21 protein-coding genes are annotated in these 19,176 nt (G+C 61.6%); 10 read left to right on the top strand and 11 right to left on the bottom strand.

Going from position 1 to position 19,176, the window contains the following annotated elements; translation table 11 throughout:
• Positions 1-50: 50 nt before the first annotated feature.
• From B7H23_RS14415 to B7H23_RS14445, 7 genes are all read left to right on the top strand, one after another.
• A complete protein-coding gene (locus tag B7H23_RS14415; RefSeq protein ID WP_094078133.1) occupies positions 51-503 on the top strand; it encodes a TIGR02301 family protein in 453 nt (150 codons plus the stop codon).
• A 111-nt stretch (positions 504-614) separates the two neighbouring features.
• Positions 615-899 carry a hypothetical protein gene (locus B7H23_RS14420; RefSeq protein ID WP_240535128.1) on the top strand — a complete coding sequence of 95 codons (285 nt, stop codon included), beginning with the start codon at positions 615-617 and terminating at the stop codon, positions 897-899.
• 65 nt (positions 900-964) lie between these two features.
• Complete coding sequence (locus B7H23_RS14425; RefSeq protein ID WP_094078134.1) at positions 965-1,918, top strand: hypothetical protein; 954 nt, start codon at positions 965-967, stop codon at positions 1,916-1,918.
• A 2-nt stretch (positions 1,919-1,920) separates the two neighbouring features.
• Positions 1,921-2,766, top strand: a complete 846-nt coding sequence (ygfZ, locus tag B7H23_RS14430; RefSeq protein WP_240535129.1) for a CAF17-like 4Fe-4S cluster assembly/insertion protein YgfZ — start codon at positions 1,921-1,923, stop codon at positions 2,764-2,766.
• Between the two features lie 32 nt (positions 2,767-2,798).
• Positions 2,799-3,416, top strand: coding sequence for a YfbR-like 5'-deoxynucleotidase (locus tag B7H23_RS14435; protein WP_094078422.1), 618 nt, complete (start codon positions 2,799-2,801; stop codon positions 3,414-3,416).
• A gap of 72 nt (positions 3,417-3,488) precedes the next feature.
• A complete protein-coding gene (locus B7H23_RS14440; RefSeq protein WP_094078135.1) occupies positions 3,489-4,406 on the top strand; it encodes a mechanosensitive ion channel family protein in 918 nt (305 codons plus the stop codon).
• Positions 4,407-4,522: 116 nt separating this feature from the next.
• The gene (locus B7H23_RS14445) at positions 4,523-5,779 is read left to right on the top strand and encodes an MFS transporter (protein ID WP_240535153.1); all 1,257 of its coding nucleotides are present in this window, start codon (positions 4,523-4,525) and stop codon (positions 5,777-5,779) included.
• Positions 5,780-5,788: 9 nt separating this feature from the next.
• Here the strand turns inward: B7H23_RS14445 and recO are convergent, their stop codons facing one another.
• The 9 genes from recO to rpoZ all read right to left on the bottom strand — a co-directional run bounded on the left by recO (position 5,789) and on the right by rpoZ (position 13,683).
• Positions 5,789-6,529: a DNA repair protein RecO gene (gene recO / locus B7H23_RS14450; RefSeq protein ID WP_094078136.1), complete on the bottom strand. Its 741-nt coding sequence runs from the start codon at positions 6,527-6,529 to the stop codon at positions 5,789-5,791.
• Positions 6,530-6,567: 38 nt separating this feature from the next.
• The gene (era, locus tag B7H23_RS14455) at positions 6,568-7,497 is read right to left on the bottom strand and encodes a GTPase Era (protein ID WP_094078137.1); all 930 of its coding nucleotides are present in this window, start codon (positions 7,495-7,497) and stop codon (positions 6,568-6,570) included.
• The gene (gene rnc, locus B7H23_RS14460) at positions 7,497-8,216 is read right to left on the bottom strand and encodes a ribonuclease III (protein WP_094078138.1); all 720 of its coding nucleotides are present in this window, start codon (positions 8,214-8,216) and stop codon (positions 7,497-7,499) included. The genes era and rnc overlap by 1 nt, the downstream gene beginning before the upstream one ends.
• A 2-nt stretch (positions 8,217-8,218) precedes the next feature.
• Positions 8,219-8,983, bottom strand: a complete 765-nt coding sequence (lepB, locus tag B7H23_RS14465; RefSeq protein WP_094078139.1) for a signal peptidase I — start codon at positions 8,981-8,983, stop codon at positions 8,219-8,221.
• 164 nt (positions 8,984-9,147) lie between these two features.
• Positions 9,148-9,564 (bottom strand): holo-ACP synthase, encoded by a 417-nt coding sequence (gene acpS, locus B7H23_RS14470; RefSeq protein WP_094078140.1) that lies wholly within the window; start codon positions 9,562-9,564, stop codon positions 9,148-9,150.
• Positions 9,561-10,160, bottom strand: a complete 600-nt coding sequence (locus B7H23_RS14475) for a DUF2062 domain-containing protein (protein ID WP_094078141.1) — start codon at positions 10,158-10,160, stop codon at positions 9,561-9,563. The genes acpS and B7H23_RS14475 overlap by 4 nt, the downstream gene beginning before the upstream one ends.
• Positions 10,161-10,273: 113 nt before the next feature.
• The gene (gene pyrE / locus B7H23_RS14480; protein ID WP_094078424.1) at positions 10,274-10,855 is read right to left on the bottom strand and encodes an orotate phosphoribosyltransferase; all 582 of its coding nucleotides are present in this window, start codon (positions 10,853-10,855) and stop codon (positions 10,274-10,276) included.
• A gap of 36 nt (positions 10,856-10,891) precedes the next feature.
• Positions 10,892-13,141, bottom strand: a complete 2,250-nt coding sequence (locus B7H23_RS14485) for a RelA/SpoT family protein (RefSeq protein WP_094078142.1) — start codon at positions 13,139-13,141, stop codon at positions 10,892-10,894.
• Positions 13,142-13,263: 122 nt separating this feature from the next.
• Positions 13,264-13,683 carry a DNA-directed RNA polymerase subunit omega gene (gene rpoZ / locus B7H23_RS14490; protein ID WP_094078143.1) on the bottom strand — a complete coding sequence of 140 codons (420 nt, stop codon included), beginning with the start codon at positions 13,681-13,683 and terminating at the stop codon, positions 13,264-13,266.
• 207 nt (positions 13,684-13,890) lie between these two features.
• Between rpoZ and B7H23_RS14495 the strand changes: the two genes are divergently transcribed.
• Positions 13,891-14,496: a LabA-like NYN domain-containing protein gene (locus B7H23_RS14495; RefSeq protein ID WP_094078144.1), complete on the top strand. Its 606-nt coding sequence runs from the start codon at positions 13,891-13,893 to the stop codon at positions 14,494-14,496.
• A 46-nt stretch (positions 14,497-14,542) separates the two neighbouring features.
• On the opposite strand, the gene smpB is transcribed toward B7H23_RS14495, so the two are convergent.
• Together smpB and dapA are read right to left on the bottom strand one after the other, a co-directional pair.
• A complete protein-coding gene (smpB, locus tag B7H23_RS14500; protein WP_094078145.1) occupies positions 14,543-15,016 on the bottom strand; it encodes an SsrA-binding protein SmpB in 474 nt (157 codons plus the stop codon).
• A gap of 25 nt (positions 15,017-15,041) precedes the next feature.
• Positions 15,042-15,923 (bottom strand): 4-hydroxy-tetrahydrodipicolinate synthase, encoded by an 882-nt coding sequence (dapA, locus tag B7H23_RS14505; protein WP_094078425.1) that lies wholly within the window; start codon positions 15,921-15,923, stop codon positions 15,042-15,044.
• A 270-nt stretch (positions 15,924-16,193) separates the two neighbouring features.
• On the opposite strand from dapA, the gene B7H23_RS14510 reads away from it, so the two are divergent.
• Complete coding sequence (locus B7H23_RS14510) at positions 16,194-18,179, top strand: lytic transglycosylase domain-containing protein (RefSeq protein ID WP_094078146.1); 1,986 nt, start codon at positions 16,194-16,196, stop codon at positions 18,177-18,179.
• A gap of 64 nt (positions 18,180-18,243) precedes the next feature.
• Positions 18,244-19,167 carry an alpha/beta fold hydrolase gene (locus B7H23_RS14515; protein ID WP_094078147.1) on the top strand — a complete coding sequence of 308 codons (924 nt, stop codon included), beginning with the start codon at positions 18,244-18,246 and terminating at the stop codon, positions 19,165-19,167.
• Positions 19,168-19,176: the final 9 nt, after the last annotated feature.

Raw genomic sequence — 19,176 nt, forward strand, 5'->3', positions numbered from 1 at the left:
CCCACGGTCGAAGCCTTGAATGCGCCGCGCTTTGCCGGCAGAGGAAGAGCATGATGTGCCACCGCTCCGCCCTCCTCGCCCTTCTCGTCGCGCTGTCCCTCGCCGTGCCGTCGGTTGTGTCGGCACAGACGGATGAGACGACGGAAACGGAGACCGAGCAGCCGGAACAGCCGGAACAGCCGACCGTAACGGTGGAAAGCGCTGAGTCGACCTATCTGCCCGATCTCCTGCGCCTCACTGAAATAACCGGTTCGATGCAGTATCTGCGCGATCTTTGTGGCGACACGGACGACCGCTGGCGGCAGGCGGTTGGGCAGATCATCGCCAATAGCGGCGACAACGAAGCCATCGAACGCCGTCTGACCGCTGCCTATAATCGCGGTTTCCGGCGCTATGCGAGCTATCATCGGCAATGCACGGAAGCCTCGGTCAATGCGGCGGAGCGGTTCCGGGTCGAAGGACAGCTTCTGGCGAAGAGTCTCGTCGACCGGTTCGGCGATTAGCCGTCTCGTTCCGGCACGACTTTCCACCGCTAACCCCGTCTGGATTAACCAATTCCACGCATGGATGGTGCGGTCGACCATGGCTGTGCTACACCGCTTAAGACTTGCTTAATGAACGATGAAGTCGGGACAGTTTCGATGCAGGATGTGCCAAGCGACGTTGAAAGCCGGATTCTGGAAGAGATGCGCCTTTGCGCCATCGAATCCCATGATGAGGCCTGGGCCGAAGGGCGATTCGCCGGTATCGACGTGGAAATCCTGGCCGAAACGGCGATTGCCACGGCGCTCTGCGCCCTCCAGGACGAAGCTGGCGAGGAAGCAGCTTCCGACATGCTCAACCGAATGCGCGACCGGCTGACGGCAGGTGAATTCGACAGCACTGCGCGCCATCACTGAACGCATGTCGCCATGGACGCGACACCCCCATTGACGCCTGCGCCGAAGACGACAATCTATGGCGCATGATGCGCCCTCTATCCGTTCCCGCTCTCGCCGGCATCCTGCTTTCCGGAGCCCTCGCCTCTACCCCTTTTTCCGCGTTCGCTCTCAGCGAACTGACAACCGATGACGGCGCGGCCACGGCCGGTCCGATCGCGCCGCCGAACGGCGCCGCAACTGAACCGGTTGTCTCGGATGACGCCTCTCCGCCATCCGAATTGCCGCCATTGGATGATTCGCAAGCACCGGCGCCCACCGGCGAACCGGGGCCGGTGGAGACAGCCCCGCTACCGCCACCAAGCGCCCCGGGCGACGACGGTCCCGATGCGTCGGAAGCTCCCACCCCATCGAATGATCCCGTTCCTGACGCTTCTGCGCCCATACCGGCCCCCGAAGCCTCGGAGACGCCGCTGATCGAAGCGCCGGTGGCGGAGGGGCAGGAATTGCCTGTCGAGACTCCGCCCCTCGGTGGCGACGCCGTGGCTGAACCTGCGCCAGAAATAGCGCCGCCACCGCCGGTGAGCCACGACATTTCCGCCCTGCCGGAGCCGGTGGCGCGGATGCGCCAGCTCATCCTCGAAGCGGCCCGTTCTGGCGACGTGGAACGACTGCGCCCGCTTCTCGGTATGGGAGAGGGGCAGACCACCCTATCTCTTGGCGGTGTCGACGGAGATGTCATCGCCTTTCTGAAAGAGGTAAGCGGGGACGAGGAAGGTCAGGAAATACTAGCTATTCTCTCCGAGGTTCTCGAAGCAGGCTACGTTCATTTCGACGAGGGCGAAAAAACCGAACTCTATGTGTGGCCCTATTTCTTCGGCCGTTCGCTGGAGACACTGACGCCGGAACAGAAGGTCGAATTGTTCCGAATCGTCACGGCGGGCGATTATGCCGATATGCTGCAGATCGGCGCTTATGTGTTCTACCGCGTCGGCATCACGCCCGATGGCGAGTGGGCGTTCTTCGTGGCGGGAGACTGATCGTGGCCCGCTATGTCGTTGCCGAACGCGCGTTGATTGCGATCACGGGAGAAGATGCCACGCATTTCCTCCAGAACCTCATCACGCTCGATCTTTCCGATTTGACGGGAGACGAGGTCCGACCGGCCGCCCTTCTGACGCCGCAGGGCAAGGTGGCCTATCCTTTCCTTATCAGCCGGATCGAAAGCGGATACCGCATCGATACCGAGGCCGGGCGGAGCGAGGATCTGTCGACGCGGTTCAATCTTTACCGGATGCGGGCGAAGGTAAGGGTGGAGAAATTAGGCGATACGCCGGTCGCGATGATCATTGGCGAAGAGACTGGCCTGATCGACTGTCGCTTCCCGCGGCAGGCCAATATTCGCCGCCTCTATGGCAATCCTGCCGGAACCGCCGAACAGAACGCTAACGCCATTACCGAATTGCGCCTTCGTTACTGCGTGCCGGAGGCCGACACGGATTATGCCGTAGGTGACGCCTTCGCCTTCGACATCCTGCTCGACCAGTTGGGCGGGCTTTCGGTCCGAAAGGGCTGCTTCGTCGGGCAGGAGGTCGTCTCGCGCATGTATCATCGCGGCACTGCGCGCCGGCGGATCGTGCAGATAAGAGGAAATTCGGATTTGCCGGAGCGCGGAACACCGCTGCTGGCCGATGGCAAACCGTTGGGAGAACTCGGCACCGTGGCAGGCCGAAAGGGCCTCGCTATGGTGCGGATCGACCGCGTAGCCGCGGCCATCAGCAAGGGCGCGCCGATCCTCGCAGGCGAGTCGCCCGTCCAGGTCGCCGTGCCGGACCGCTTCTCCTTTTCGATCGCGTCGTCCGAGCCGAACGGAGCGGACGAAGTGTGAGCCAGCAAAAGGAACAACGCGCCTGGCAGCGAATGCTGTCCGGGCGGCGTCTCGATCTTCTCGACCCTTCCCCACTCGACGTCGAACTTTCCGACCTCGCCCATGGACTGGCGCGAGTGGCACGATGGAACGGCCAAACGAAGGGCGATCACGCTTTCTCGGTGGCGCAGCACAGTCTTTTGGTTACCGACATCGTCGAGCGGCTGAAGCCGGACGCTTCCGTCGCTCTCAGGCTGGCGGCCCTTCTGCACGATGGACCGGAATATGTGATCGGCGACATGATCTCGCCCTTAAAGGCCGTGATCGGCGGCAATTACAAGCGCGTCGAAAAGCGGCTGCAGGAAGCGGTTCATCTTCGTTTTGGACTGCCAGCCGCCCTGCCTGTAGCCTGGACGCGCTGCATCAAACGTGCCGATACGATCGCGGCCTGGCACGAGGCCATTACACTTGCCGGCTTTTCGGAAAAGGAAGCCGGGCAGACATTCGCCCGTCCTCGTGGCTTCGACCCGACCGGACTCGATCTGACGCCCCTTCCTGCCGCCGAGATCGAGCGCTCCTTTGAGGAGCGGGTCCGTTCGTTCGAACGGGCCGGCAGTCCCACCGTACCGGCAAAAGCGAAGCAGGCTTCCGACAGCGAGAGCTTGCGGTAGGCGACGAAAATTGCGAATGGCCGTAGAAGTTTGGGCCAAAGCCCTTCGCCATCATGATCGTGGAATGAACCTATGGAAGATCTGACCCAGCAGGTCGCAAGCGAGGTGACCAGCGCTATCGACGACGCGACGGGTGAACTGACGACGCTCGTGGCCGAATACGCCTTCTCCGTCGTCGGCGCGATTCTCATCCTCATCTTCGGCTGGATCTTCGCCAAGGTGCTGGAGCGCTGGACGCGCAGCGGCCTGTCCGCGTTCAAGCATATGGATGCGACACTGACGCGTTTTCTGTCGAAGACGGTCCGGTATGTCGTGCTGGCCTTCGTCATCACCACCGTGCTCAGCCAGTTCGGGGTGCAGACGACATCCATTATCGCCGCTCTCGGCGCGGCAGGTCTTGCCATCGGTCTGGCCTTGCAGGGAACGCTGCAGAACGTGGCGGCGGGAATCATGCTTCTCGTTCTGCGCCCGCTCAAGGTGGGCGAACTGGTCGAGGTCGGCGATGTGACCGGCGTGGTCGAGGAGATCGGCCTGTTCACCACCGAGATGAAACGGCTCGACGGGCTCTATCTGATGGTGCCCAATAGCGAGATCTGGAACAAGCCGATCACCAATTTCCATCGCAACAATATCCGGCGCGGCGATCTGAACATCGGTATCGCCTATACCGACAGCGCCGACACGGCGATCGCCATCATGCGCGGTGTTATCGAGCGGGACGATCGTGTGCTCTCCGATCCGGAGCCCTATTACTATGTGCACTCCCTCGGCGACAACGCCGTGGCCGTGGAGGCGCGGTACTGGACGCTGACGCCTGATTATTGGGACACGCTGAACGAAATGCGCAAGCTGGTGAAAGAACGGTTCGACGCGGAAGGCATAAGCATTCCCTTCCCACAACGCGATCTTCATCTCATTACCGGCCAGAACGGCGCAACGCTGCCAATAGCCGGCGGTCGAGAAGCTTTGCCAGACGAAAGCCGGAGCTAAAGCGGCCGGCCGCCCGTTTTGCGTCGGTGACACGATTTCAGTACGGCCAAGCTTGTCCGCCCTTGCACCATCGGCTCTCATGGTTCGCTCTGATCGTCTGAAGGAGCAGTGTGATCATGATGGATGGCAAGGCGCGAGCTAGGGCAGTGAAAAGCAGGCCCGCGCATCCCGGTTTTCCGGTCCTGATCGTTGCCTGCGGCTGCGTGATTGCGGCTCTGACGTTCGGCCCCCGTTCGGCTATGGGCTTCTTCCAGCTTCCCATGCTGGAGGACCGCCCTTTCGACCGCAACGCCTTTGCGCTTGCGCTGGCTATCCAGAACATCTTCTGGGGTCTCGGCCAGCCGCTATTCGGCGCCGTGGCCGACCGTTACGGCACCTGGCGGGTGCTGATGATGTCCGGCCTGACCTATGCCGCCGGCCTCGCCTTGATGGCGACGGCCGAGACGACGGGGCTCCTCTATCTCGGCGCCGGCGTCCTGGTCGGCCTCGGTGTCGCGGCGGGGAGTTTCGGGATCGTTTTGGCGGCGTTCGCGCGCAACGTCTCGGAAGAGCAGCGCAGCCTGGTCTTCGGTATCGGTACAGCGGCCGGCAGCGCCGGCATGTTCATCTTTGCCCCGCTCAGCCAACAATTCATTGAGATGTTCGGCTGGACTGACGCGCTCTTCTGGATGGCGGCGATGATGCTGGTCATTCCGTTGCTGGCGATCCCGCTCAAGGGTACGTCGTCTACGGGGCGCATAGCGCCGGTCGCCGACGATCAGACAATTGGTGAGGCGCTTCGGCAAGCCTTCGGCCACCGGTCCTATCTTCTGCTCACCACCGGGTTCTTCGTCTGTGGTTTTCAGGTTGCCTTCATCACCGCCCATTTCCCCGCCTATCTTGCCGATATCGGCATTGATGCGGACTATGCGGTCGTCGGACTGGCGCTGATCGGACTGTTCAACATTATCGGCTCGCTCGCTTCCGGCGTGATCGGCCAACGCGCAAGCAAGCCGGCGCTTCTCACCCTGATCTATATCGCCCGGTCCATTGCGGTGACGGCGTTCCTCCTCCTGCCGCAAACCCCAACGACCGTAATCGTGTTTTCCGTCGCGATGGGCCTTCTGTGGCTGTCAACCGTGGCGCCCACCAACGCGCTGGTCGCGGTCATGTTCGGCACGAAATATCTCGGCATGCTGGGCGGGATCGTCTTCCTGTCCCACCAGATCGGCTCTTTTCTCGGCGTCTGGCTCGGCGGGTATCTTCGGCAGACCATGGGTTCCTACGATCCGGTCTGGTGGATCGGCGTCATTCTCGGGCTGATCGCCGCTATCCTACATTGGCCGATCAGCGAGCAGCGCGCCGAACGTCCGATTGCGGCGCCCGCCGAATAACAGGACAGCTTAAAGGGTCGCGTGAACGTTGAGCGCGCGGAACGCCGCTTCCAAAAACGATTGCCGTTCCGGTCCGGGTGGTTTGCCGCGCGGTCCATGAACGTCGCGTTCGAAGAAATGGATCAAAAGCCGTGCTGCATCCTGCATGGAGGCGCGATCCGCCCGTTGCTTCGATTCCCGAAGAAAAGCCGGCAGAGGCAGGAGCTTGTCGGCCCACGGCTCGCCCGCTTCTCTGTTCACCGCACGGCCGCTCTTCGGCGAAACGTAGATCAGTTCGTCCGTCGTGCCCGTGGCCGCGCATTGCCGCAGATCGAGGCCAAATCCCATCTCGTCCAGGAGCATCAGTTCGAAGCGCAAAAAGAGTTCGAGCGCCCTTTCCGGCTCTTCGAAATGCTCCACCAACAGCGCTGTCATGTCGAACAGGCGAGGATGGGAATCGCGCTCCGGCAGAAGACGAAGATGGGCGGCCAGGGCCTGTAGCCCGTAAAGACCGACCGCACTGCCATAAAGCCGCGCGGCGTGGTGCCGAAGCGGCTCCACGGTGTAGGTGCCAAGATGTTCGTCGAGGCGGGCTCGCCATTCGGCGGCGACACGGTTGCCCGGCTGCAGGACCGGCTGCATGCGCCGTGAGCGCCCACCGCGCACAAGTCCAAGATGTCGGCCGTGTTGGACCGTCATCAGTTCCAGCACGACCGCGCTTTCGGAGTGGCGGCGGACGCCGAGGACTATGCCTTCATCGGTCCACTGCATCGCATCCTCGCTTTACCGGCCAAGATCAGAGTCGGCGCCTACTGCGAATAATCCAGGCCAATCTCGCGATACCGGTCCGGATCGTCCGACCAGTTCTGCCGCACTTTGACGAATAGGAAAAGATGAACCGGCTCGTCCAGAAGCGACGAAAGCTCCTTGCGGGCCGCCGTACCGATGGCCTTGATGGTCTGGCCCTTATGGCCGAGCACGATCTTCTTCTGGCTGTCGCGCTCGACATAGATGACCTGCTCGACGCGAACGCCCTTCTTGCCACGTTCCCAACGTTCGGTTTCGACATGGGAGGAATAGGGCAATTCCTGATGAAGCCGCAGATAAAGCTTTTCGCGGGTGATCTCGGCGGCCAGAAGCTGCAACGGCGCATCGGCGACCTGATCTTCAGGATAATACCACGGGCCTAGACTGGCCTGCTTGGCCAACCAGTCCATCACATCGTCCGTACCCGAGCCATTCAGAGCCGAGACCATAAAGGTCTGATCGAAGGCGACGACCTCATTGGCTTTGGCCGCAAGCTGTAGGATCTGCTCAGGCTTGACGCGATCGACCTTGTTCAGAACGAGGGCCTTGGACTGCCGCGTTTCGGCGAGGCGCTCCAAGATCGTCCCAGCGTCGCCTTCGAGGCCACGTTCGGCATCGACCACGAACAGAACGATATCGGCGTCGCGCGCGCCGCTCCATGCACTGGCGACCATAGCGCGGTCCAACCGGCGGCGCGGCTTGAAGATGCCGGGCGTATCGATAAAGACGATCTGCGCGTTCTCATGGATGGCGATGCCGCGCATGGTTGTGCGCGTCGTCTGCACCTTGTGGGTTACGATGGACACTTTCGAACCGACGAAGCGGTTGAGCAAGGTGGATTTGCCGGCATTGGTCGCGCCGAGCAGGGTCACGAAGGCCGAACGGGTTTCCACGCCCTTTCCGATGTCGCCGTTTTCTTTCGATTCCGCCATCAACCGGCCGCTCCATCAGCCTGCCAAACCTTCTCGGAGATCAGCATCCTCTCTGCTGCAAGGCGCTCGGCCTCGCGCTTGGATGGCCCCTTAGCCTCCTGGGACGTAAACCCTTCGACCTCGACACGAACCGTGAAAATCGGATCGTGGTCCGGCCCGCTGCGGTCCAGAATATTATAAACCGGCGGCGCGCCGATCTGCTGATGAGACCATTCCTGCAGCTCGGTCTTGGCGTCGCGGCGTCCCGCTGTTTTCGACAGCGCGCGGCTTTGCCAGTGTTTTTCGATAAAGGGACGCGCGGCCGACAAGCCACCATCCAGATAAATCGTCGCGATGACGCTCTCCATAACATCGGCTCGCAGCGACTGGCGCTTGCGTCCGGCAAGGCTCCGGATTTCGGATCCGGTGCGGATCAACTCATGGAGACCGATCTCCTCGGCCACCTCGGCGCAGGTCGTGGCGTCCACGAGTTGATTGAGGCGAACGGACAGTTCGCCCTCATCGGCCTTCGGAAAGGCGGTGAACAGCATTTCCGCGATGACCAGACCGAGAACGCGGTCGCCCAGAAATTCCAGCCGCTCGTAATTGCTGGTATTGGCATTTCGGGCACTGGAATGGGTCAGCGCCCGGTCCAGCCGTTCGACATCCCGAAAATCATGGCCCGTCAGTTCGCCGGCGCGCTTGGCCAGCGCTTCCGGGCTTGTTTTGCCGCGCCCCATCCTCAGTCGATCGTGTTCAGCAGGCGGCTGCCGCGAAGCGTCGATGGCCAGCGCCACACAGCCAGCGGACTTGCGCTTTCGGCAACCGAGAAGAAAATGATCTGCGCCTTTCCGACCAGATTCTCGTACGGCACGAAGCCGACTGCTCCACGGCTGTCATTGGAGTTGTCGCGATTGTCGCCGATCATGAAATAATGGCCTTCCGGCACGACGAACTCGCGCGTGGAATCGTAAATGCCGTTTGGCGTGATGTCGAGCGTTTCATAAGCCACACCATTCGGCATGGTCTCGCGATAGACATCGACGGGACGGTCCATCTCGGTGATGTCCTCATTGTCAATCGTGCCGATCTTCTCGCGCTCGACAGGTTCGCCATTGATGGAGAGGCTGCCATTCTGCATCTGAATGCGATCGCCCGGCAATCCGATGACGCGCTTGATGTAATCCACCGACGGGTCAGGCGGGAACTTGAAGACGGCGACATCGCCGCGCTCCGGTTCACTGCCCAGAATCCGTCCCTCGAAGAGATCAAGACCCAGCGGCAGCGAGTAACGCGAATAGCCATAGGACCATTTGCTGACGAACAGATAATCGCCTTCCAGCAGGGTCGGCCGCATCGAACCGGACGGAATCGAAAAAGGCTGGAACAGGACGGTTCGCAGCACCAGCGCCAGAATAAGCGCCTGTACGATGACGGAAACCGTTTCTGAAAGACCGCCCTTGCCGGACTTTTCGGCCTTGGCCTTGCTATCGCTCTGTTCTGCCACGCCGTCCTCGTTTTCGCCGGCCCCAGGGGCGGGGTTCTGGCCCTGGACGGCGCTGCGTCAGCGTATTTCGTCCATTCGGATTCGTCTTTACAGTTCCAAAGCGCGGGCCGCAATGCGGCAGGCCACTGTATCGAACCTTGCGATACTCGCCGAAACCGCGCCAGTCATCGGCCCATGGCCTGGGCCTCGGGCAAGGCTTCGATGATGACAAAGGCCTGCGCAAGAGGAAAATCATCGGTTATGGTCAAATGAATGGCAGGCCTGTGGCCTTGCGGCATCATGGCCAGCAATCTTTCCTGCGCGCCGTTGGTCAGCGCCATGGTCGGTTGACCGGACGGAAGATTGACCACGCCCATATCGCGCCAGAAGACCCCTTGCCGAAGGCCCGTTCCAAGCGCCTTGGAGCAGGCTTCCTTCGCCGCAAACCGCTTGGCGTAGGATGCCGCCCGCTCCGCGCGCCGGTCCGATTTTCGGCGCTCCACCTCGGTGAAGACCCGCGCCTCGAAACGGCCCCCGTGCCGGTTCAACGCCTTCTCGATCCGGCGAATATCGATAAGATCCGATCCGAGGCCGATAATCATGTCGCGGCTGTACTCTTTTGGCGTGAGAGCGTTTCGCCCTGGAGCCGCGCCCTCGCCTTTGCCCGTTCCAGCAAACGTCGGCGGCGCTGTTGCTGGAAGGCAGCGATCGAACCGCGCAGCAGGGCATAGGTGGTGAGCGCTGCGACAACGCCCCAGAGCAACCCGCCAACCGTCATCGGTTTTAGAAGAGGCTGCCAAAGCGCGTCGAATTCCATATGCATCAGCCGACGTCCGATCCACCTGTCCGAGGGCGCTGCGCTATAGCCGAGCAGATAGCGCCCGGTTTCCAATGTGGTCGCCCAGATGAGCGGAAATGTCAGCGGATTGCCCGCGAAAGTGCCCAGTGCCGACGCGATGATATTGCCGCCAATCAGCCACGCCACGGCGGCCGCGCCGATGATGTGAAAGCCGAGATAGGGCGTGAAGGATGCGAAGACGCCGGCCGCCACACCTGCGGCGATCGCATGAGGGCTGCCGCTCAGCCGCAATACGCGTTTGGCGAAGTAGGATGTCGAACGAGACCAGGACCGCCGCGGCCAAACGGCGATGCGAAACCGCTTCCACCCCGTTTCTGCGCGACGTCGTCTGAACAGCATCTCTCTAAATATTCCTGACGCACCGAAATGCTGTCTGCTTCGAAGGTTTGCCCTGCGAACATTTCCTTCCGAGAACCCGAACGGGCCGGTCGAGACGGCCGACAGGGCGCCAGTTAACCGATATTGCGGCTACCCGGTTTAACAGGCGGTATTGCGGCGAGTTCAGCGGGCAGTTCGTCTGGTGAATAGGCCGGGACTTCATATTCCGCAAGGGCAATGAGCGGCACGCCCACATCGGCCTTACCGGCCGAGCGGTCGATGATGCAGGCCGCGGCGGCCACTTCGATGCCGATGGCCTGAAGAGCTTCGATGGTCTCGCGAATGGACAGGCCGGTCGTCACGATATCCTCGACAATCACAACCCGTGAACCAGGCTCCACCTCGAAGCGCCTCAGGCGGAACCGACCATCTTCCCGCTCGACCCAAACCGCCGGGACGCCGAGGTGCCGCGATGTTTCATAGGCTGGGATCAGCCCTCCGATCGCCGGACCGACGACGTAATCGATCTTGCCTTCCACCGCCTCGCCGATCCGCTCGGCCAGGGCGCGGCAAAGGGTCTCGGTCTTGTCGGCATGCATGAAGACCCGCGCCTTCTGCAGGAAAACAGGGCTGCGCAGACCGGATGTCAGGATGAAATGACCTTCCAGGACCGCCCCGGCCTGGCGGAAAACGTCCAGCACTTCGTCGACTGTCATACCCATCGCTGTCCTCCTGCTGCCAACGCGTCCGCGCTAGCCGAAAAGTCTGCGAATGTCACTGACCATGTCGCATTCGCGCAGAGCTTGCTGCAGGCGCGTCAAATGTTTCAGGTCCCAGACCTCCAGGTCGATCCGCATCTCCGTGAAGTCGGTCGCGGTGCGGGTCATCGAGAGCTCGTGAATATTGGCGTCCAGATCGGCGATGATATTGGCGATCGTCGCCAGCGAGCCCGGCTGGTTGATGAGCGTCACGGCAATCCGCGCCGGGAAGCGTTCGCCCAGCGCAGAGTCGATATCCCAGCGCACATCCACCCACCGCTCCGGCTGATCCTCGAAGGCGATCAGCGCGTCGGATTGGATGGGATAGATGGTAATCAACCGGCCTGGCGTCAGAATGCCGACGATCCGGTCGCCCGGCACCGCACCGGCCGCGCCGAAACTGACCGGCAAATCGCCGGTCACGCCACGGATGGGAAGCGCGTCGCGCCCCTCCGCTTCGCCCTCGGTCCCGGCCTCGTGGCTCTCTTCGCCCTGGCCGTTTCGCGGCATGTGGAACAGCATGCCCGGCCCGGCGGACAGGCCGAACCAGCCTTGGCGATCGCGGGGACGCGCATGATCTCTCGCGCTGCTGTCCAGATGCGCGGCGCGGTCTCCCTGCCAGTCTGGGTAAACCAGCTTCATGACATCGTTGGAGGAAATCTCACCACGACCGACCGCCGCCAGAACGTCCAGCGGGTCGCGCTGACCGAAGCGATGAACATGCGGCGTCAGAAGTTCAATGGAGAACTCCTTGCCGGCATAGCCGAAGGCTCGTTCGATGATCCGCCGGCCAAGGCCGGAATACTGCTTGCGGATGGCCATACGGGTGGCGCGGCGAATGGCCGCACGCGCCTTACCTGTCACGACCATGTTCTCCCAAGCGGCAGGTGGCGTCTGCGTTTCGGAGGTGATGATCTCCACCTCATCCCCATTGACCAGTTCGGTCATCAGTGGGGAGATGGCGCCGTTGATCTTGCAGGAAACCGTCGTGTCGCCGATCTGCGTATGCACGGCATAGGCGAAATCGATCGGCGTGGCGCCACGCGGCAGCGCGATCACCCGGCCCTTCGGCGTGAAGCAGAAGACCTGATCGTGAAACAGCTCCAGTTTGGTGTTTTCGAGAAATTCTTCGGGCGCTTCGCCCTGCACCAGCGTCTCGATGGTCCGCCGTAGATTGGCGAAGGCATGACTCTGGCCCAGCGGATCTTTGCGGCCCTCCTTATAGGCCGCATGCGCGGCCACGCCATATTCGGCGATCTGGTCCATATCCTCGGTGCGAATCTGCAACTCGATGCGCTGGCGCGACGGGCCGACAATGGTGGTGTGGATCGATTGGTAGCCGTTCTGCTTGGGCGTCGAGATGTAGTCCTTGAAACGGCCCGGCACCATCGACCATTCGCGGTGAATCGCCCCGAGCGCCCGATAGCAGTCGTTTTCGTCGTAGACGACGACGCGGAAACCGAAAATATCCGACAGCTGCTCGAAGGAGAGCGTCTTGCGCTCCATCTTTCGAAAGATGGACCAGGCCGTCTTCTGGCGGCTCTTCACCCTGGCGTGGATATGCGCCGCTTCGAAGCGTTCGCCGAGCTGGCTCTCGATGGTTTCGATCAGATCGGCGTTGCGGGCAACGTAATCGGTCAGCCGGTCGGTCACCATTCTGTATGCAACCGGGTTGATATAGCGAAACGAGAGGGCCTCAAGCTCGTCACGAAGGTCCTGCATGCCCATGCGTCCGGCGAGCGGCGCGTAGATCTCCATGGTCTCTTCGGAGATACGGATCTGCTTGTCCGCCCGCATCGCCTCCATCGTGCGCATATTGTGTAGCCGGTCGGCCAGCTTGACGAGAAGAACGCGGACATCGTCCGAGATCGCCAGCAGCAGTTTGCGCAGGTTCTCGGCCTGCTCGGCCTTCTTGGAATGCAGTTCCAGCTTTTTGAGCTTGGTCAGTCCCTCCACCAGCTTGCCGATGTCGGGGCCGAAGATCTGGTCGATTTCCTGGCGGGTTGCGTCGGTGTCCTCGATGGTGTCGTGGAGCAGAGCGACGGCTATCGCGGCTTCGTCCAGGTGAAGATCGGTCAGGATCGCGGCGACTTCGAGAGGATGGGAAAAATAGGGATCGCCAGACGCGCGCTTCTGGTGGCCATGCTTCTGCATCGCATAGACATAGGCCTTGTTGAGCAGCGCCTCGTTCACATCCGGCTTGTAGCGCTGAACGCGCTCCACAAGCTCGTACTGGCGCATCATGGTTTCACCGCTCCCTGAACGCTCATCGACATACGCGCCTTTTTAGCAGACCCCAACGCAAAACGCGCCCGACCAATGGGCCGGACGCGCTTCAGTAAAGGCCGACGGCAGGCGTTCGTCGTTCAATAATCGTCGCTCTTTTCCGGCGCAACAAGACCTTCGATACCGGCCAGAAGATCTTCCTCGTTCATCCGGTCGAAGGTGGCGGGCTCATCCACCTCGTCACGGCTCACATCGGGGCCGGCCTCTTCGTCCGCCATCTCGCGGGCAGGCTCGATCAGCGCGTCGGAGGCAGCATGCTCGTGCTCGTCCACCTCGACATGCTTCTGAAGCGAGTGAATCATATCCTCGCGCAGATCTTCCGGCGACAGCGTCTCTTCGGCAATCTCGCGCAGCGAGACCACGGCGTTCTTGTCGTTGTCGCGGTCGACGGTGATCGGAGCCCCCTGGCTGATCAACCGCGCACGGTGGGCTGAGAGAAGAACGAGGTCGAACCGGTTGGAGACCTTGTCAATGCAATCTTCGACGGTCACGCGGGCCATGCCGGGTTCCTTTCAGTGACGGTGCCTGTCTGCTGATGAAGCGCTGCCTTAGCCGAACAGTGCGGCGAACGCAAGGCATTCCAAGGCGGCAGGCGCGCCGAAGAAGAGATGTGACAAATGCAACGTTTTGTGAGGAGGGCCGTTCATTCTCAGTGATTTTAGATTTTTCGGCCGTTTTGGCCTTCAGCCTTTTCAGGACGTATTCAAATGTTCGACCAAAGAGAGAAGATCGGCCTTTTTATCGATGGCGCCAATGTCTACGCGACCAGCAAGGCCCTGGGATTCGATATCGACTATCGTCGCCTTCTGGCGCATTTCAAGTCGCTCGGCTATGTGCTGCGCGCCTATTATTACACCGCCCTTGTCGAGGATCAGGAATACTCATCGATCCGTCCGCTGATCGACTGGCTGGACTATAATGGCTACACCGTGGTGACGAAGCCGGCCAAGGAGTTCACCGATTCCATGGGCCGCCGAAAAATCAAAGGCAATATGGACATCGAACTGACGATCGATGCCCTGGAGCTGGTGCCCTCGCTCGATCACTACGTCATTTTCTCAGGCGACGGCGATTTCCGCAGTCTGGTCGAAGCGCTTCAGCGCAGGGGTCGCAAGGTCTCAATCATTTCCACATTGTCCAGCCAGCCGCCCATGATCGCCGATGACCTTCGGCGCCAGGCCGACCACTTTCTCGACATTGCCGATTTGAAGAACGAGATCGGAAGGGACAGCAGCGGAGACCGGTTGCCGCGACGCTATGCTCCCGATCCTGTCGAGGAAGACGCCGACGATTACGAATATGACGACCAGTAGGCGACAGGCAGTGGAGCGTCTTTGCGATCCGCGGTTCTAAAACCGCTCATCCATGCTCCTTCATCAGCCGCCGCTTCTGGCGGTTCCAATCGCGTTCCTTGCTGGTCTGGCGCTTGTCGGCCACGTTTTTGCCCTTCGCAATACCCAACAGGAGCTTGGCGACGCCGCGCTCATTGAAATAGAGCTTCAGAGGAATCGCCGTCATGCCCTGACGGTCGATCTCCTTGGCCAGGCGCGCCATTTCACGCTTGTTCAGAAGCAGTTTGCGCAGACGACGCGGCTCGTGGTTGAAACGATTGCCCTGCGTGTATTCGGGAATATAGCTGTTGATCAGCCAATACTCGCCATTCTCCTCGGACGCATAGCTTTCTGCGATATTTGCTTCGCCATTGCGCAGGCTCTTGACCTCGGTGCCTGTCAAAACCAGGCCCGCCTCGATCGTATCTTCGATCTGATAGTTGAACCGCGCCTTGCGGTTTTCCGCAATGGTCCGGCTGTTGGGGTCGCTCTTTTTTGCCATGCCTCTAGGTCTGGTCGCCCGGCGCTCAGTTCAAGAGGCCGGCGTGGCGCATGGCCGCATCGAGGGTGGTTGCTGTATCCTCGTCCACCGTCACAAGCGGCGAACGCACGACATTCTGCATCCGGCCAAGCCGGGAAAGGCAATACTTCGCGCCGGTCGGATTGGGCTCGATAAAGAGCGATTTGTGGAGCGGCATCAGCCGATCCTGCAATTCGATCGCTCTGTTCCGGTCGCCGGCAAGCGTTGCCTTCTGGAATTCGGCACAGAGGGCCGGGGCGACATTGGCCGTCACCGAAATGCAGCCGACGCCGCCATGGGCGTTGAAACCAAGCGCAGTGGAATCCTCGCCGGAGAGCTGAATGAAATCCTTGCCGCAGGCGGCTCGCTGCTCGCTCACCCGGTCCACCTTTGCTGTCGCATCCTTCACACCAATGAAGTTACTGAAATTGTGGACGAGACGGCCCATCGTCTCCGGCGTCATGTCGACGATCGACCGGCCCGGAATGTTGTAGATCACGATCGGAATGGAAACCGCTTCGGCAATAGCCGCAAAATGGGCGTAGAGGCCCCGCTGGTTCGGCTTGTTATAATAAGGCGTCACGACGAGAACGGCGTCGGCTTTGACGCTCTCGGCAAATCGCGCGAAATCAATAGCCTCGGCTGTGTTGTTGGACCCGGCGCCGGCAACCACGGGCACACGGCCATTGGCGATCTCGACGGCCATCTCGATCACGCGCTTGTGTTCGTCATGGGTCAGCGTCGGGCTTTCGCCGCTAGTGCCGACCGGCACCAGACCATCGCTTCCTTCGCCGATCTGCCATTCGACGAACTCGCCAAACGCTTTCTCGTCGACCGCTCCATCGCGCGTGAATGGGGTGACGAGCGCGGGCAGCGATCCTCTCAACATGATCATCTCCAGATGGCGGGGCGGGCGCGAGGGGTTCGCGCCTCGGTCAGAAGCGGCGCACCATAATTTGCAGCCCTTGGCGCGGCAAGCCTCCTGCGATGCGGAAAGTGATGCTGTCCATTGGATCGAATTGGATCGGCCGGCGCAAGATTTCATTAACCCGGACTTCACTGTCGCACCGTATTGTTGTGCGCTAATGTAGGCTGGTTGACATGCGCCATCGCGCGGAGGCCGGCTCGAGTCCCCCTGTTCCGCTTAACTGGAGCGATCATGCGTTTGCGTTCTCTTCTCTCCGCCAGTGTTGTTCTGTCCGTCCTGTTCGCCGCAGCGCCATCGGGGCCGCTGGCGCAGGAAACCTCGGCCATTCCTCCGCGAACCGAAGCCCCCTCCGCTTACAATCCCGCGCGGCTGAAGGCCGGGCTCGACGCGATCACGGCGGACCGGTGGGACCAGGCGCGCGCCATCCGCGACAGCCTTACGGGGCTCGACCGAGAGATCATGAGCTGGGCCGTCGCTTTCTATGGCGGCAAGAACATTCCGTCGGGCGAGATCGCGGCGGCTGCCGCCACACTGCCGGACTGGCCCGGCATGAAGACACTTCGCCAAAATTCCGAACGGGCGCTTGCTTCCGAGAACCATCCCCCGCGTTCCATCGTAGCCGCTTTTGGCAACAGCCAGCCGGAGACGATCGAAGGCGCGCGTGCGCTGGCCAATGCGCAACTGGCGCTCGGCAACAAATCCGGAGCAGCCGCCGCCATAACGCCGCTATGGCGGACGGCAAAGCTCGATGCCGCGGACGAGGCCGCTATTTTGCGCCGATACGGTGCGATCATTCCCCGGGGCGCTCACTGCGACCGGATGGAAGCCATGCTCTACAAAGATCGCATCCGCAGCGCGGAACGAGTGGCCGGGCCGTGCGGACGGGCGCGCCTTCATGCCGCCTTCGCAGCCGTGACCCGCAAGCAAAAGGATACGTGGGGCCGGCTGTCGGCCGTTCCGAAGAGCGAGCGCAGCGACGCGTTCTATTTCGCCAAGGCCCGGCATCTGCGCTGGCAAGGCAAATATCACGAGGCCGCTAAAACCCTGCTCGCCGCACCGGAGAAATCCGGCCGTATCGACCCGGAAGCCTGGTGGTTCGAGCGGCGCGTGCTTTCGCGCGAACTGCTCGATATCAAACAGCCTGCCCTCGCCTATCGCGTGGTGTCGGAGCATGGCGGCGGCAAGCCACGCACCCGTATCGACGCATCCTTCCACGCCGGTTGGTATGCACTACGTTTTCTGCAGGAGCCGAAACGGGCCGCGAGCCATTTCCGCAACATCCTGCTGCGCGCCGAAGGACCGATCTCGCGGGCGCGTGGCTATTACTGGATGGGCCGCGCCTCGGAAGCCGGCGGCGGCGGTACCCCGCAGGAATATTACGCCCAAGCTGCCCGTTACGATGTGGCATTTTACGGCCAGCTCGCAGCAGCCAAGCTCGGCCGAAACCGCCTGAGCGTCGATTTCCCGAAACCATCGAACGCCGACCGGGCACGCTTTTCCCAACGCCACGCCGTGCAGGCCATTCAACGTCTGGAGGCCGCCGGGCACGAGCACCGCGCTCGCCAACTCTATTTCGATCTGGCGCGCGAACTGACCAGCCCGGGCGAGCTTGCTCTTCTCGCCGTCAAGGCCGAGCGCAGCAAGGGCCATTATATGGGCCTCAAGGTCGGCAAGATTGCTGCATCGCGCGGGCTCGATATCGGTGCGCTCGCTCATCCCATCGGCGCGATCCCAGCCCAGGCGCAGATCGGCGGCTCGGACAAGGCTCTTGCCTACGCCATTGCGCGCCAGGAGAGCGAGTTCAACGCCGGCGCGGTCTCCCATGCCGGAGCGCGCGGCCTTCTGCAACTAATGCCCGGCACGGCCAAGCAGATGGCCCGCAAGGCCGGCCTTGCCTATAATTCGCGACGGCTGACGAGCGACCCGGCTTACAACGCCATTCTCGGGACGCATTATCTCGGCGAACAGCTCGACCGATTCGACGGTTCGATGATCCTGACCTTCGCCGGTTACAATGCCGGTCCGCGCCGGGCTGCCGAATGGGTGCAGAGATATGGCGATCCGCGCGGCAAGAGTGTGGAGGCTGTCATCGACTGGGTCGAACGCATTCCCTATACGGAGACGCGAGGCTACGTGCAGCGCGTGATGGAAAACTACCAGGTCTATCGCATGCGGCTGACCGGAACGGTGAACCCGGCCGCCGATCTCACCCGGTAGCGCTGGAATTTCCCGTGTTCACGCCTATCCTCTGATCGGAACAAACCGAAAAGGGATAGCGGCGATGATCGATGATGAAGCCCTCGGCCACGAAGGCGAAGTGCGCCGATTCGGCGCACCGGACGGCACCGAGATTGCCGTTCGTATCTTCGGCGCGCCAGTTCCCGGCCGCCTGCCGGTGGTGTGTTTACCGGGCCTGACCCGCAACAGCCGCGATTTCACCGCGCTTGCGAAAATCCTGATGGAAACCGGCGAGGGCCGGCAGATCTTTGCCTTCGATTTTCGCGGACGCGGCCTATCCCGGCCCAGCGAGAACTGGGAAGACTACAATATCATCGTGGAAGCCGGCGACGTTCTGGCCGGCATGACGGCGCTTGGGCTTCCCGACGCGCTTTTTATCGGCACCTCGCGCGGCGGGATGGTCATGCACGTTCTTGCCGCCATGCGGCCGACCGCCATGGTGGCCGGCGTGCTGAACGATGTCGGCCCGGTGATCGGACTGAAAGGCCTTGCCCATATCAAGAACTATCTGTCCCGCGCCGGACGGGAAGTGGACGAGGACGCCGTTCTGCCTGGAATGCGCAAGGCGCTTGGCGATGCGTTTTCTGCGGTGCCCGACGATGATTTCAGGCGTTTCGGCCTCGCCGGAATGCGGTGGACGGAGGACGACAAGCTCGTTTCCGATTTCGACCTCGACCTGCTCAAGACCCTCGAAGCGTGGGAACCCGGCAAACCGCTTCCGCCCTTGTGGGACCAGTTCGAAAGCCTCGCTGCGATGCCGCTAATGGTCATCCGTGGCGGGAATTCGGAATTGCTGGAGGCTACGACGCTGGAGCAGATGCAGGAGGCCGACCCCGACATGACAACTATTACCGTATCAGGACAAGGACACCCGGTTCTGTTGGAAACCGGCGACCTGCCTCAGCGGATCGCCGCCTTTTTCGACGAGGCGGAGACCCGCCACAACGAGACGGTCGGCGCACTCTGACATTGGTTT

Source organism: Notoacmeibacter marinus (assembly GCF_002238045.1).
Lineage (GTDB): Bacteria > Pseudomonadota > Alphaproteobacteria > Rhizobiales > Rhizobiaceae > Notoacmeibacter > Notoacmeibacter marinus.

Bases quoted from the DNA above. Each gene is read 5' to 3' on its own strand.
- rnc (WP_094078138.1), bottom strand. From the start codon at position 8,216: ATGGGGCGCGGCAAAACAAGCCCGGAAGCGCTGGCCAAGCGCGCCGGC.
- B7H23_RS14485 (WP_094078142.1), bottom strand. From the start codon at position 13,141: ATGATGCGCCAGTACGAGCTTGTGGAGCGCGTTCAGCGCTACAAGCCG.
- B7H23_RS14445 (WP_240535153.1), top strand. From the start codon at position 4,523: ATGATGGATGGCAAGGCGCGAGCTAGGGCAGTGAAAAGCAGGCCCGCG.
- B7H23_RS14415 (WP_094078133.1), top strand. From the start codon at position 51: ATGATGTGCCACCGCTCCGCCCTCCTCGCCCTTCTCGTCGCGCTGTCC.
- B7H23_RS14425 (WP_094078134.1), top strand. From the start codon at position 965: ATGATGCGCCCTCTATCCGTTCCCGCTCTCGCCGGCATCCTGCTTTCC.
- acpS (WP_094078140.1), bottom strand. From the start codon at position 9,564: ATGATTATCGGCCTCGGATCGGATCTTATCGATATTCGCCGGATCGAG.
- rpoZ (WP_094078143.1), bottom strand. From the start codon at position 13,683: ATGGCCCGCGTGACCGTCGAAGATTGCATTGACAAGGTCTCCAACCGG.
- B7H23_RS14515 (WP_094078147.1), top strand. From the start codon at position 18,244: ATGATCGATGATGAAGCCCTCGGCCACGAAGGCGAAGTGCGCCGATTC.
- pyrE (WP_094078424.1), bottom strand. From the start codon at position 10,855: ATGACAGTCGACGAAGTGCTGGACGTTTTCCGCCAGGCCGGGGCGGTC.
- B7H23_RS14420 (WP_240535128.1), top strand. From the start codon at position 615: ATGAACGATGAAGTCGGGACAGTTTCGATGCAGGATGTGCCAAGCGAC.
- B7H23_RS14440 (WP_094078135.1), top strand. From the start codon at position 3,489: ATGGAAGATCTGACCCAGCAGGTCGCAAGCGAGGTGACCAGCGCTATC.
- B7H23_RS14475 (WP_094078141.1), bottom strand. From the start codon at position 10,160: ATGCTGTTCAGACGACGTCGCGCAGAAACGGGGTGGAAGCGGTTTCGC.
- recO (WP_094078136.1), bottom strand. From the start codon at position 6,529: ATGCAGTGGACCGATGAAGGCATAGTCCTCGGCGTCCGCCGCCACTCC.
- dapA (WP_094078425.1), bottom strand. From the start codon at position 15,923: ATGTTGAGAGGATCGCTGCCCGCGCTCGTCACCCCATTCACGCGCGAT.
- B7H23_RS14495 (WP_094078144.1), top strand. From the start codon at position 13,891: ATGTTCGACCAAAGAGAGAAGATCGGCCTTTTTATCGATGGCGCCAAT.
- B7H23_RS14435 (WP_094078422.1), top strand. From the start codon at position 2,799: ATGCTGTCCGGGCGGCGTCTCGATCTTCTCGACCCTTCCCCACTCGAC.
- B7H23_RS14510 (WP_094078146.1), top strand. From the start codon at position 16,194: ATGCGTTTGCGTTCTCTTCTCTCCGCCAGTGTTGTTCTGTCCGTCCTG.
- smpB (WP_094078145.1), bottom strand. From the start codon at position 15,016: ATGGCAAAAAAGAGCGACCCCAACAGCCGGACCATTGCGGAAAACCGC.
- era (WP_094078137.1), bottom strand. From the start codon at position 7,497: ATGGCGGAATCGAAAGAAAACGGCGACATCGGAAAGGGCGTGGAAACC.